Source organism: Paraburkholderia hospita, assembly GCF_002902965.1.
GTDB classification, from domain to species: Bacteria; Pseudomonadota; Gammaproteobacteria; order Burkholderiales; family Burkholderiaceae; genus Paraburkholderia; species Paraburkholderia hospita.
Map to the genome: position 1 here is coordinate 3090187 of NZ_CP026106.1, position 12341 is coordinate 3102527.

A 12341-nucleotide genomic window follows, 5' to 3' on the forward strand; every position below is an offset into this window, starting at 1 on the left:
CACTTCAATTGGTTACTGATACTGCATCGTGTATTGAATCGACGTGTTCACGTTACCCGGCTGCGCTTTGCCCGTTGCGTAGTACTGCGCGAAATAGTTCAGCGTGGCCGCACCGCCCGTGATCGTCGCGCCGTTGGTGGCGAGCGTGTTGTTGCCGCCCGTCAGGATGTTGATCGGTTGCGTATTCGCGTTCAGCAGACGCACCTGCACGTTTTGCGCGGGCGAAGCCGATGCCTGATTCGTCAGATAACCGCTGCTCTGATCCACGGTCGGGCCATTTTCGAAGCGCGCGACCGCCTTCGTGGCTGCGCCCGAACAACCGCTCAGCATCAAACGGATATCGCCGAGATTCGACATGCCGGCCGTCGCGCCGGCGGCTGCCAGCGAGCCAGCCTGCACGGTCGGCAAGACCACCGCGACGTCGGCGGCCGTACCGCTCGCCGTGCTATTGATCGAGCAGGTGGTATCCGTGACGGAACCTGTGATCGTGATCGTGCCGTCGGCCGCGTGAGCTGCCGTGGACAGGAATGCCATCAGACCGATAGCGGCCGTGGACAAGATGCGTTTTTGCATGCTGATGCTCCTAAAGTGCTTGCCAAAAAAAAGCTTTCCGATGCTTCGCTGCTCGTTCCCGTCATGTCGCCCCCGAGGCATGGTCTCTTGCCGTATCGGCGTATATCGAATCGTGAGAAGCGACCCGGATGAAAGCGGAAGGACGACACACCTGCGAATCAGTTGGAGAACTACGCTAAACGCAAACGTTTGCATCGCCAATCAAGTGAAAGCGAAATGTAACATTGACGACTAAAGGCCCTGAATGACGAATGTCAACGGTCCTATTTCCTGAGAATTACCTTAGGTGAACAAGTCGCATAGCGAGTTGCGGACGTGATATTTGGCGGACTCAATGTACTTATATAGCGGCAATTGAACTCAAACGCCCTCGGCGCCAGTTCATTCGCGGTCGAACCGATTGCTGCGTTCACGGGTATCGAAATGGTGCCGGCGTCCAGAACCTTGCCGACGCGACGCCTGGCCACGCGGTTCAAATAAGAAAACTGATTGGGCAGCAAACGTTTGTGTCGTTGAGCGTTGATAAAACTTATCATCGTCAAATAGCAGCTTTGAATGACGAAGATCAATGGTCTTATTTTTTTGAGATCCGATTGTGTAGGGAATTGGGAAAGCTTTTTGATTTCATATTAGAGACGCGAATAAAAACGCCTAAAGCGTTTAGAAGTGACATTTCAGGCTTTGCACGAATTTATAAATGCGCTATGCACTGCGGCATCCCGTCGACGCATAACGTGTGCTCATTGCTACCGACAGGACAAATAGAGAATCGGCAGGCTCAAATAGAAAAGCCCGAAGCACCCTTAACGGGCGCTTCGGGCTTCAACCGAGGAATGCGTTGTAGATGCGCGTTTCGCTAAGCGCCACTCGCCTGATTCAACGTCAGATGCTTCGTCTCTGGCGCCCACGCAATCGAAACAATCATTCCAACCAGCAACACCGCGGACAGCGCGAGCATCGTCGAGTGAAAGCCGAGTTGCGCGATGCCGAGCGGCAGCAGGAACGTGCCGACGGCGGAACCCAGACGGCTGCACGCAATGGCGAGCCCGACGCCGCACGCGCGCACTTCCGTCGGGAAGCACTCGGGCGGAAACACGCCGACCAGATTCGAGAACGCCGACATCGTCAGCGTGAACACCGCGAACGCGACGATCATCCACAGCGCCGCCGATTCCGGCAGCACGCTCAGCGCGAGCAGCGACAGGCACGTCACCGCGAACGAGCCGATCAGGAAGGCGCGGCGCGACAACACGATCGTCAGCCAGATGCCGAGCAGCGCGCCGACCACGAGAAAGCCGTTGAGCAGGAAATCCGCGCCGGAGCCGTTGTCGAGATGAATCGCCTTGAGGATCGACGGCAGGAACGTGTAGATCGCGAAGTACGGAATCACGAGGCACACGAAGAACGCGCAGTTGAAGATCGTGCGGCGGATCAGGTCCGGCTTGAACAGACGCGCGAAACCACCGTGAGCGCCTTGAGCACCGTGCGCATGGTCGTCATGCCCGCCGTCGATCGTCACGTTCGGGCCGAAGTATTTCAGCACGATGGCCTGCGCTTCCGCGATGCGTCCCTTGCCGTGCAGCCAGCGAGGCGATTCCGGCGTGCCGATCCGCATGACCAGCACCGCGAGCGCAGGCACGCCCGCCGACGCCAGCAGCCAGCGCCACGCATCCGGCGACGCATCCGCGTAACACAGGCCGAGCACGTTCGCGACCACATAGCCGATCGTCCAGATCACGCTGAACGAGCCGAGCAGCGTGCCGCGATGCTTGCGCGGCGAGAACTCCGCGAGAATCGCGTGACCGACGGCGAAATCGCCGCCCATGCCGAAGCCGATCAGCACGCGCAACGCGCAGAGCATCGCCGGCGACGACACATAGAACTGCGCGAAAGCCGCGAGCGTGATGATCAGAAAGCTCAGCAGGAAAATGCGCTGACGGCCCATGCGGTCCGACAGCCAGCCAAACACCAGGCTGCCAATGAAAATGCCCATCAGCGCGGAGCTGCCGATCATGCCTTGCCAGAACGCGTCGAGCGGCATCTGCTTGTTGAGCGACGCGAGCGCATAGCCGATCGTGCCGAGCGCGAAGCCTTCCGTGAAGTGCGCGCCGAACGTCAGCCCGGCGATCTTGATGTGGAAGCCGTTCAGCGGCACATCATCGAGCGAGACGGTGTTGCGGTTCGTGTGTTGCGGATGTTTAGATTGGGCCGGCGCTGAAACGCGCGGGGACGGGGATGCGGGGCCGGACGGCCGCGCAAGCAGGTCTTGATCGCTCAAGATGTCTCCTTGTTATCGCGTCCCGTGGTGCGCGCCGGGACGCGTACTTCCTTGCTTTTCCGCCGCGCGTGGCGGACGAAGCACTGACGACTAGCGGCCCAGACCGCCCATCATCATGTACTTCAGTTCGACGTATTCATCCATGCCGTACTTCGAGCCTTCACGGCCGAGGCCCGACTGCTTGACGCCGCCGAACGGCGCGACTTCCGTCGAGATGATGCCTTCGTTGATGCCGACCATGCCGCTTTCCAGCGCATCCGCGACGCGCCATGCACGCCCCAGATCGCGCGTGTAGAAGTACGCGGACAGACCGAACGGCGTGTCGTTCGCGGCCTTGACCGCTTCGTCTTCCGCCTTGAAGCGGAAGCACGCGGCCACCGGGCCGAAGGTTTCTTCTTCGGCGATCAGCATCGGTTGCGTCGCGTCGACCAGCACCGTCGGCTCGTAGAACGTGCCGCCCAGCGCGTGACGCTTGCCGCCCGTCAGCGCCTTCGCGCCGTGTTGGAACGCGTCGGCGACATGCGCCTCGACTTTCATCAGCGCAGCTTCGTTGATCAGCGGACCTTGCTCGACCTCGCCCTTCAGCGCATCGCCGACGCGCATCTTCTTCACGGCTTCCGTCAGCGCCTGCGTGAATGCATCGTAGATGCCGTCCTGCACATAGAAGCGGTTGACGCACACACAGGTCTGCCCGGTGTTGCGGAACTTCGACGCCATCGCGCCCTGCACGGCGGCGTCGATATCGGCATCGTCGAACACGATGAACGGCGCGTTGCCGCCCAGTTCCAGCGAGAGCTTCTTCAGCGTATCCGCCGACTGCTTGGCGAGCAGCTTGCCGACGCGCGTCGAGCCCGTGAACGACAGCTTGCGCACGACAGGCGACTCCGTCAGCGCGCCGCCGATCGCCACGGCATCGCCCGAGACGATGTTGAACACGCCTGCCGGAATACCCGCGCGCTCGGCGAGCACGGCCAGCGCGAACGCGGACAGCGGCGTTTCTTCCGAAGGCTTCAGGACCATCGTGCAACCGGCTGCGATCGCCGGGCCGGCCTTGCGCGTGATCATCGCGAGCGGGAAATTCCACGGCGTGATCGCCGCGACCACGCCAACCGGCTCACGCGTGACGATGATCTTCGAATCGGGCTTCGGGCTCGGAATCACGTCGCCGTAGCTGCGCTTCGCTTCTTCGGCGAACCATTCGAAGAAGCTCGCCGCGTAGCCGACTTCGCCCTTCGCTTCGGCGAGCGGCTTGCCTTGCTCGCGCGTCAGCAGTTCGGCGAGTGCGTCGCGATGCTCGAGCATCAGCTCGCCCCAACGCTTCACGCGTGCGCCGCGCTCTTTTGCGGTCAGCGCGCGCCAGGCGGGGAACGCGCGCTCGGCGGCGTCGATGGCTTGCGCCGTTTCCTGCGCGCCGCCCTTCGCGACATTGGCGATTACCTCGCCCGTCGCCGGATTGCGAACGGGATACGTGTTCGCGCTTTCGTACCACTCGCCGTTGATGTAGTGGCCTGTGCGGAGAAATTCACTCATGCTGCTTTATCCAGATTGCTTGCCACGTCGGCGAATGCGCCTTGTGCGGCGCGTGCTTCGCGCGCGATGCGCTTGCCCGCCGTGTAGTCGTTGATCAGATCGCACGGCGTGTAGTTGCGCTCCAGCTCGTGCAGTTCTTCCGCTTCGAGCTTCGTGCCCAGCGCGGCCAGCGCGCTGTCGAACTGCGCCGGCGTATCCGCGCCGACCAGCATGCTCGAGATGCCTTCACGTTGCAGCACCCACGCCTGCGCGATCTGCGCCGCGGAGACACCACGCCTGGCCGCCACGCGCGCCACCGATGCCGCGATCTCGCGCGAAGCCGTGTCGCCGTACATCTGCGCGGTGAAGAAGTCGGTCTGATTACGCGTCGATTGCGCGTCGCTCGTCAGAAGACCGCGTGCGAGCGGGCTGAACACCGACACGCCCACGCCCTGATCCTGGCAATACGGAATCATTTCGCGCTCTTCCTCGCGATACGCGAGGTTCAGTTGCAGCTGCATGTTGATCGGCTTGTGCCAGCCGTTGCGCTCGCACACCTGCATGATCTTCGCGAACTGCCACGTGTACATCGTCGATACGCCGATGTAGCGCGCCTTGCCTGCGCGCACGATGTCATTCATCGCGGCCATCGTTTCTTCGACGGGCGTGTTCACGTCGAAGTAATGCAGCATGAAGATATCGACGTAGTCCATGCCCAGACGCGACAGCGAACCGTCGATACCGTCCATGATGTGCTTGCGCGAATGGCCGCCCGCGTTCTGGTACGTGCCCATGTCATAGCCGACCTTGGTCGTCACGACGATCTCTTCGCGGCGCGCGAGGCGCTTCAGGATGCGGCCGACCACTTCTTCGCCGACGCCCGTCGAGTAGAAGTCGGCGAGGTCGATGAAGTTGACGCCCGCTTCGAGCGCGTGACGCACGATCGGCTCGCTTTGCGCTTCATCGAAAATCCACGGCTTCCATTGCGGCGTGCCCATGTTCATCGTGCCGAGGCACAGACGCGAAACCTTCAGGCCCGACTGGCCGAGGCGAATGTATTCCATTGCGATGTCTCCTGTCGACCCACGTTAGCGCTTTAGCGCTTACGTGGGTCCCATGCCAGGTCGATCAGAGTTAGCGCTTCAGCGCTTACTCTGATCCCGTGGCGAGTCGACCAGCGTTGGCGCTTCAGCGCCTTACTCTGGTCCCATGCCCGCTAGGGCGCAGTTAATACGAAGGCTTAGCGCTGCTTCGGCGTATAGAACGGGTTCGATACTTCGCGCGCGGCGGCGAACACTTCTTCCTTGTGCGGCAGGCCCTTCATCGCCGCGAGAATCGCGTTCTTGCATGCGCGGTAGTTGTTTTCGAACACGGCGTCGAGATCGTCGGTCTTCGGGTTGACCCAGTTCGCCGACACGACGACCCAGTCGTTCTCCGCTTCGGGCGGCAGCGTGCCGTTCTCCAGCGAATCGGCAACCGCCTTTGCGATGCCCGCCTGCGATGCGCCCCACGTCGCGTTGCCGTGGAAGTCGCCTTCGATCTGCGCCTTGTTCACATACAGCGTCAGCGGCTTGGTCGGCACGCCCGGACGCGCGATCACGACGAACGGCGCGTGACCGGCGGACGGCGTCGACAGCGCGGTGGCGAATGCCTGGCCAGCGGGGCCGTTGCGCGGACCGACCAGTACGTTGATGTGCGCGAGGTTCACGCCCGGGCCTTCGAATCCTTCGCCGATATACAGTTGCTTTTCAGTGGTGCTCATCTGTCCAGTTCCATCAGGTTGAGTGGGATGCGCTGATTGTGCTGGCCGAAAAGCAGGACGATGAAGCGATGTTTTTTGATCCGGGGTATGAGGCGGACTCAACTCCGGGTTTCCACTGAGTCGTGGCCGATGACGCAAAAACGCTGAGGTGAGGGTTTTCGGGAGGCGGGAAAATCAGCCGCGAATCACGCCTTAAGCAAGGGCGCGGCGTTCTTAAGAAACGCATCAGCAAGGCACGCTAAAAGCGCGTCGGCGTTCCGCGCGGAATGCCGAAAACCCTTTCTACATAAGGCTTTCACGGCGAACGCCGCAATCATAAGAACGCACTTGCCGCAACGCCGTCAAGCGAGTCTCAGGCAAGCGATAGGGAATCCGGCGCGCCGCTTCGAACGGGCAGCGCCAGCTAAAGGTGAGAGTTTTCGGGACTCCCGCGACGGTGCGCTTAGCGGCTGCGCTTTCGCTCACTGTACGGTTCACCGGTCAAAGGCCGGCACCGCTGCGGGACGAGAAAAACAGGAAGGAAGAGCAAGCGCACTTATCGGCTGAGGGCGACGCGCGCTTGCGCCAGCTTCATTCGTCGATGAGAAACTTGTCGCGGTTCTTACCCGCGAGCCAACCCGGCGCACGGCCACGGCCGCTCCAGGTTTCTCCCGTCTTGGGGTTGTGGTATTTCGGAGGCAGCGCGGCTTTGCGCCCCGCCGCGCGCACCTTGCTCGAGAAGCCAAGCTCCTCAGCGGTGATGCCGTATTCGGCGATCTTCTGTTTGATGTCAGCGATCGCCTGAGTCACTTCCTGTTCACGTGCTTGTTCCATCTCCTTCTGAAGCTTTTCGAGTTGGGCGGTCAGCTGTCTGTATGTGGCCATCTGGCGAAGTCTCCTTGCAAAGCTGTACGGCAACTCAGACCGTACCAGACCTAAAAAGTGCCGGATAGCAGTGTAGTGCTGTCAGAGATCCACGAGCACTGCGCACCGTCAACAAACGTGCGATCAGATTCACGACGGGATCGCTGAATCAGCGGGTGCCGAAGGCGCCTGGCCATCCGAACGATTCGATCGACAGGCCGGGACCGAAGGCTTGCCTCGACCATTGAACGTGTCCGATGGAAGGTATACGAAGCGGGTCGCGCGCGCATCGAAGCGACTGATCCCGCCGTTGCGCCATGCAAGCGTCGCGACGCGAGCCACTTCGCTGCGGTCGACATCGCCTTGCATCGCATCCGTCAAACGCGCGAGACGCGCGGCCGAGAATCCTGCTCTGTCCATGAACGAGTCCTGTGGGCAAGGCCGGGCGCGCGCGAGTTGGCGGCGCTCAGCGCTTGTAACGAACTTCGAGTGCGTGCAACGCGTCGATGAGCCGCTGGACGCGCTTGATCTGAGACGGCACCAGCGTGGCAACCAACACCGATTCGATGCGGCTGCGCCAGTATGACAGCGGAATGCCGTCGGCAGCGGAGATGCGCGAGATGACGTGTTCCAGGTGCTCAATATCCTTTTCTATCTGCTCGTGATTCATTGCCTTCCCCGTCGTCCCTCGCAAGGCGCCATCGGTTAGCACGAAATGTGCCGCGGGAAATCGACTGCCGCTCTCTCAATGTCGTTGTATTGCCTGCACACGCTTCCCGGAATCGGATGGACAGCGCATGTCCCTGCCACGCGACCTCATCCGCTATCAGAAATCTATACGCGGATATCGATGTGTTCCGTTGGGCGGCGCACGGAATCGCCTCGCGCGATGCGCCAGCGCAACGCTCGCGGGCCGCGCAAAGCCAGGATGACCAGTGGTTGTTCAGAGCGGTCCAGAAATCCGCCGATGCATGCTTCGATCTGTGCGAATGCTGCAACGAAGATGCAGCGGTTCAGGTCGATGCAAGTGCATCGACCGCGACATGCAGCGGGCGATATATCGGCGTGACGTGCTTCAGGAAGTTAGCGGGCCGCAAGCGCGGCCCGGCATGGTATGGCGGCAGTGCTGCTTACTTTCCGCGGCAGGCGTACAGCAGGCTGCGCCCGCCGTTTTCGGTCGTCGCGCGTATCGTGTCGAACGCGCCGCCACACATCGCTTGCGCCTGCTGCTCGCAGTTGTCGGAGCCGGCGGGGCATTGAACGAGCGTGGTGGGCCGGCCATCCGGCGCGAAGAGCGGCGGCGCGCTGCTGCACGCGGCGAGCGCGCCCGTCATCGCGACGACGACAGGAAGCGCCGCGCTGCGAACCCAATGCATGACGCGCGCCGTGGATGTTTGACTGCGTTTCATGGAAAACCCCGTTGGCCACTTGTTTTTCGACGAACGCGATTGTGCCATGGCCGCCTTGCGTTGCGTTTATCGTGTTATTGAGTCTGTGGCTTCGGTTGCGTTATCGGTTGCGCTGTCGGCTCTGCTATCGGCTGTCTGTCGGGTTCCGCAAGCGTCTTGTAGGGCATCGGTCCATGTGTGCTCGCGGCGATGCGCATGAACACCTGCTCGACGTCGGGAATCGCTTCGAGCTGCTGCTGCAACGCGTGCCTGTCGAACGATGCGGGCGCGCAACCTTCCGCATAGACGAAGCGGCGCTGCACCGTGATCCACACGCTCGTGCCGTCGAATGCATGCGGGTTCGTGAAGCGCGCCTGAATCGCGCTGGCGATATCCGCGTCGTACAGATAGGAGTTCGGCTTCGTGCATTTGTGCGCAAGCCAGCAGGTCGTGCCTCGCTCCACGCGATAGTGCGCATCGTCTTCCATCTGCGCGTGCGTCATCATCGGGCCGAGCGGCACGGGGCAATCGGTGATCGCATGCGAAAGCGTGAAGAACGGATCGTTGTACCAGTTGCGCCGTTCACCTGGCGCCGCCGATGACGCCTCTTGCGCATGCAGCACATTGCAAGCGGCACTCGCGATAACCAGCACGATCCAAACGATCCAGCGTGTCATGGCCAGGTCTCTCCTCTGGGTTTGCCTAGCTGCCAGCAGCATGATCGTACTGCGCAGCGGCACGCCCGGCGACCTTCACACTTCGATGCCGTACGCAGCGATCTTCTTATACAGCGTCGCGCGCCCCATGCCGATACGCGCGGCCGCTTCCGTGACGCGTCCTTCGCACGCGCGCAACGCTTCGTCGATAAACCGCTTTTCGAACGCGGCCATCGCGTCCGCCCATTGTTGCGGCTGCGCTGCGTCCGATGCCCTGGCAGCCGTTGTCTGCACGGGTACGGGCGCATCGAACGTGGCCTGTCCGCGCACCGGCCCAATGAACGGCGCAAGCGCGCGCGCATCGATGCGCTCGCTGTCCGACAACATCACCGCGCGCTCCAGCGTGTTGTGCAGCTCGCGCACATTGCCTGGCCAGCCGTACGAGCACAACAGCCGCAACGCGTCGTCCTGCAGTTCGAAGTGACCGCCAGGCACCTGCGTCGACAGATCTTCGAGGATCGTATAGGCGAGCGCCTCGATATCCGTTTGGCGCTCGCGCAGCGGCGGCGCATGAATGGTGAGCACGTTGAGGCGATAGAACAGGTCCGGGCGGAAGCGCCCCGCGGCAACGAGCGCGGGCAGATCGGCCGAAGTCGCCGCGATGATCCGCACGTCGGCGCGCACGATCCGGTTCGACCCGAGCGGCTCGAACTCACGATCCTGTAACACGCGCAACAGCTTGCCTTGCAGCGGCAAAGGCATATCGCCGATTTCATCGAGGAACAGCGTGCCGCCATCGGCGAGTTCGAACTTGCCGACGCGTCCCTTGCGGTCCGCGCCCGTGTACGCACCCGGCGCCGCGCCGAAGAACTCGACTTCGAGCAGCGCATCGGGAATCGCCGCGACGTTGACGGTGACGAGCGGCTTGGTCGAGCGCGCGGATGCGCCGTGGATCGCATGCGCGAGCAGTTCCTTGCCGGTGCCCGTTTCGCCGAGCAGCAGCACGGGCGAATCGACTTGCGACGCGCGCCGCGCCTGGCGCTTCACTTCGAGACTGGCCGCACTCGTGCCGACGAAGCTCGCGAACGTGTACTTCGCGCGGCGCGCCTGCGCGAGCGACTGGCGCGTCGCGATCAGTTCCTGTTGTACGCGCGAGTAGTGGGAGAAGAGCGGCGTGAGCGCCTTCATCTCGTCGAAGAGAGCGAAGCCGACGGCGCCGACCGTCTTGCCCGCGTCGTCCTTCAACGGCAGACGCGTGACGACGAGCGGCTCGCGGTCGGTTTCGAGAATGTCGAGCAGGATCGGCTTGCCTGTCATCACGACTTCGCGCATCAGGCTATTCGGGATCACGGCTTCGCAATCGCGGCCGATCGCCTGTTGCGGATCGGCAAAACCAAAGCGTGCCGCGTAGCGTTTATTGATCCACACGACGCGCGCATCGGCATCGACGATAAAGGTGCCTTCGCTGAAGTTCTCAAACGTGCGGAAGAGCGAGTCCATCGCGCGGCGCAGGACTTCGCTGTAGGTCGCGGGCAGGCCCGACCAGTCGTTCATCATATTGTCGCTGTCTCCTGTCGATCATGGTTGGCGCTTTAGCGCTTACCGTGATCCCATGCAAAGCTGATAATTTTTGTGTTGTCTCAATTTGTGGACTGATTATCTCACGTACGAGACCTGCAACAACCCCGCTGATTAAGGTATGCTTCGCCGAATCGAACTCGACAGACTGCAATTTGTCTCCATTTGGAGACAAATTTGTACTATCGTTCGAATCGTCGCGCGGCTCTTTTCGCCGCCCGGGTCGCAGAAGCCCGGCTGACGGGCATGGCACGGAACCTGCAATATCAGGCGCCTGCCGCCGCGCCCTGTCGCGCGCGTCCACGTAGAACAACCAAGCATTGGAGACTCAATTGGCTTTTGTCATCGTCCTCGCCGCCCTGGCGTTCCTGATGTTCGCCGCCTATCGCGGCTACAGCGTCATTCTCGTCGCGCCGATCGCCGCGCTCGGCGCGGTGCTGTTAGTCGATCCCGCCGCCGTCGCGCCCGTGTTCTCGGGCATCTTCATGGAGAAGATGGTCGTCTTCGTGAAGCTGTACTTCCCTGTGTTCCTGCTCGGCGCCGTGTTCGGCAAGGTAATCGAACTGTCGGGTTTCGCCGCGTCGATCGTGCACTCGGCGATCCGTTATATCGGCCGCTCGCGGGCGAATGCGGTGATCGTCGCCGTGTGCGCGTTGCTGACCTACGGCGGCGTCTCGCTGTTCGTCGTCGTGTTTGCGGTGTATCCGTTCGCCGCGGAACTGTATCGACAGAGCAATATTCCGAAGCGTCTGATGCCGGGCGCGATCGCGCTGGGCGCGTTCTCGTTCACGATGGATTCGCTGCCGGGCACGCCGCAGATCCAGAACATCATCCCGACCACATTCTTCAAGACGACGGCATGGGCCGCGCCCGGCCTCGGTATCGCCGGTTCGCTTTTCATCCTCGTCGTGGGCCTGTCGTTCCTCGAATGGCGCCGCCGCTCGGCGATGGCGAAGGGCGAAGGCTACGGCACGTCGCTGCTGAACGAGCCGGAGAAGATGGAAACCGACAAGCTGCCGCATCCGCTGCTGGCGATTGCCCCGCTGGTTCTGGTCGGCGTCGCGAACTTCGTGCTCACGCGCATGATTCCCGAATGGTACGGCGCGACCTACACCGTTTCGCCCGACGTGCTGCCCGGTAACCACGGCCCGGCCGTGACGGCGACGATCAAGTCGCTGGTCGCGATCTGGTCGGTGGAAGGCGCGTTGCTGCTCGGCATTCTGCTCGTCGTCATCACGGCGTTTGGCAGCGTGAAGGAGCGTTTCGCTTCGGGCACGAAGGCGGCGGTCGGCGGCGCGTTGCTCGCGTCGCTCAACACCGCGTCGGAGTATGGCTTTGGCGGTGTGATCGCGGCACTGCCCGGCTTCATCGTGGTCAGCGATGCGCTCAAGAGCATTCCGAATCCGCTCGTGAATGCGGCCGTGTCGGTGAGCTCGCTGGCGGGTATCACGGGTTCCGCATCGGGCGGCATGAGCATCGCGCTCGCGGCGATGTCGGATCTGTTCATCAAGGGCGCCGACGCTGCGCATATTCCGATGGACGTGCTGCATCGCGTGGTCGCGATGGCGAGCGGCGGCATGGATACGCTGCCGCACAACGGCGCGGTGATTACGCTGCTGGCCGTGACGGGCCTCACGCACCGCGAGTCGTATCGCGACATCTTTGCCGTGACGATCATCAAGACGCTGGCTGTGTTCTTCGTGATCGGGCTCTACTACGCGACGGGGCTGGTTTAAGCAGGCTGCTGTACCAGA

The 12341-nt window shown here is 62.1% G+C and carries 12 protein-coding genes; 1 reads left to right on the forward strand and 11 read right to left on the reverse strand.

The window, feature by feature from the left end; translation table 11 throughout:
- Window positions 1-12 precede the first annotated feature (12 nt).
- The 11 genes from C2L64_RS32350 to C2L64_RS32400 form a co-directional block, all read right to left on the reverse strand.
- Window positions 13-573: a fimbrial protein gene (locus tag C2L64_RS32350; protein WP_007587695.1), complete on the reverse strand. Its 561-nt coding sequence runs from the start codon at window positions 571-573 to the stop codon at window positions 13-15.
- Between the two features lie 856 nt (window positions 574-1429).
- Window positions 1430-2851: an MFS transporter gene (locus C2L64_RS32355; RefSeq protein ID WP_007587696.1), complete on the reverse strand. Its 1422-nt coding sequence runs from the start codon at window positions 2849-2851 to the stop codon at window positions 1430-1432.
- Window positions 2852-2941: 90 nt separating this feature from the next.
- Window positions 2942-4381, reverse strand: coding sequence for an NAD-dependent succinate-semialdehyde dehydrogenase (locus C2L64_RS32360; RefSeq protein WP_007587698.1), 1440 nt, complete (start codon window positions 4379-4381; stop codon window positions 2942-2944).
- Complete coding sequence (locus tag C2L64_RS32365) at window positions 4378-5424, reverse strand: aldo/keto reductase (protein WP_007587700.1); 1047 nt, start codon at window positions 5422-5424, stop codon at window positions 4378-4380. The genes C2L64_RS32360 and C2L64_RS32365 overlap by 4 nt, the downstream gene beginning before the upstream one ends.
- Before the next feature lie 176 nt (window positions 5425-5600).
- Entirely contained in the window at window positions 5601-6122 is a 522-nt protein-coding gene (fae, locus tag C2L64_RS32370) for a formaldehyde-activating enzyme (protein ID WP_007587701.1), read from the reverse strand.
- Window positions 6123-6692: 570 nt separating this feature from the next.
- Entirely contained in the window at window positions 6693-6986 is a 294-nt protein-coding gene (locus C2L64_RS32375; protein WP_007587702.1) for an H-NS histone family protein, read from the reverse strand.
- A 129-nt stretch (window positions 6987-7115) separates the two neighbouring features.
- Entirely contained in the window at window positions 7116-7385 is a 270-nt protein-coding gene (locus C2L64_RS32380) for a hypothetical protein (protein WP_007587703.1), read from the reverse strand.
- Window positions 7386-7431: 46 nt separating this feature from the next.
- A complete protein-coding gene (locus tag C2L64_RS32385; protein WP_007587705.1) occupies window positions 7432-7635 on the reverse strand; it encodes a hypothetical protein in 204 nt (67 codons plus the stop codon).
- A 460-nt stretch (window positions 7636-8095) separates the two neighbouring features.
- Window positions 8096-8374 carry a hypothetical protein gene (locus tag C2L64_RS32390; protein WP_039901367.1) on the reverse strand — a complete coding sequence of 93 codons (279 nt, stop codon included), beginning with the start codon at window positions 8372-8374 and terminating at the stop codon, window positions 8096-8098.
- Window positions 8375-8448: 74 nt separating this feature from the next.
- Complete coding sequence (locus tag C2L64_RS32395) at window positions 8449-9030, reverse strand: BON domain-containing protein (protein WP_007587708.1); 582 nt, start codon at window positions 9028-9030, stop codon at window positions 8449-8451.
- Window positions 9031-9105: 75 nt separating this feature from the next.
- Window positions 9106-10566, reverse strand: coding sequence for a sigma-54 interaction domain-containing protein (locus tag C2L64_RS32400; RefSeq protein WP_007587710.1), 1461 nt, complete (start codon window positions 10564-10566; stop codon window positions 9106-9108).
- 353 nt (window positions 10567-10919) lie between these two features.
- Between C2L64_RS32400 and C2L64_RS32405 the strand changes: the two genes are divergently transcribed.
- Window positions 10920-12323, forward strand: a complete 1404-nt coding sequence (locus tag C2L64_RS32405) for a GntP family permease (RefSeq protein ID WP_007587714.1) — start codon at window positions 10920-10922, stop codon at window positions 12321-12323.
- Window positions 12324-12341 lie beyond the last annotated feature (18 nt).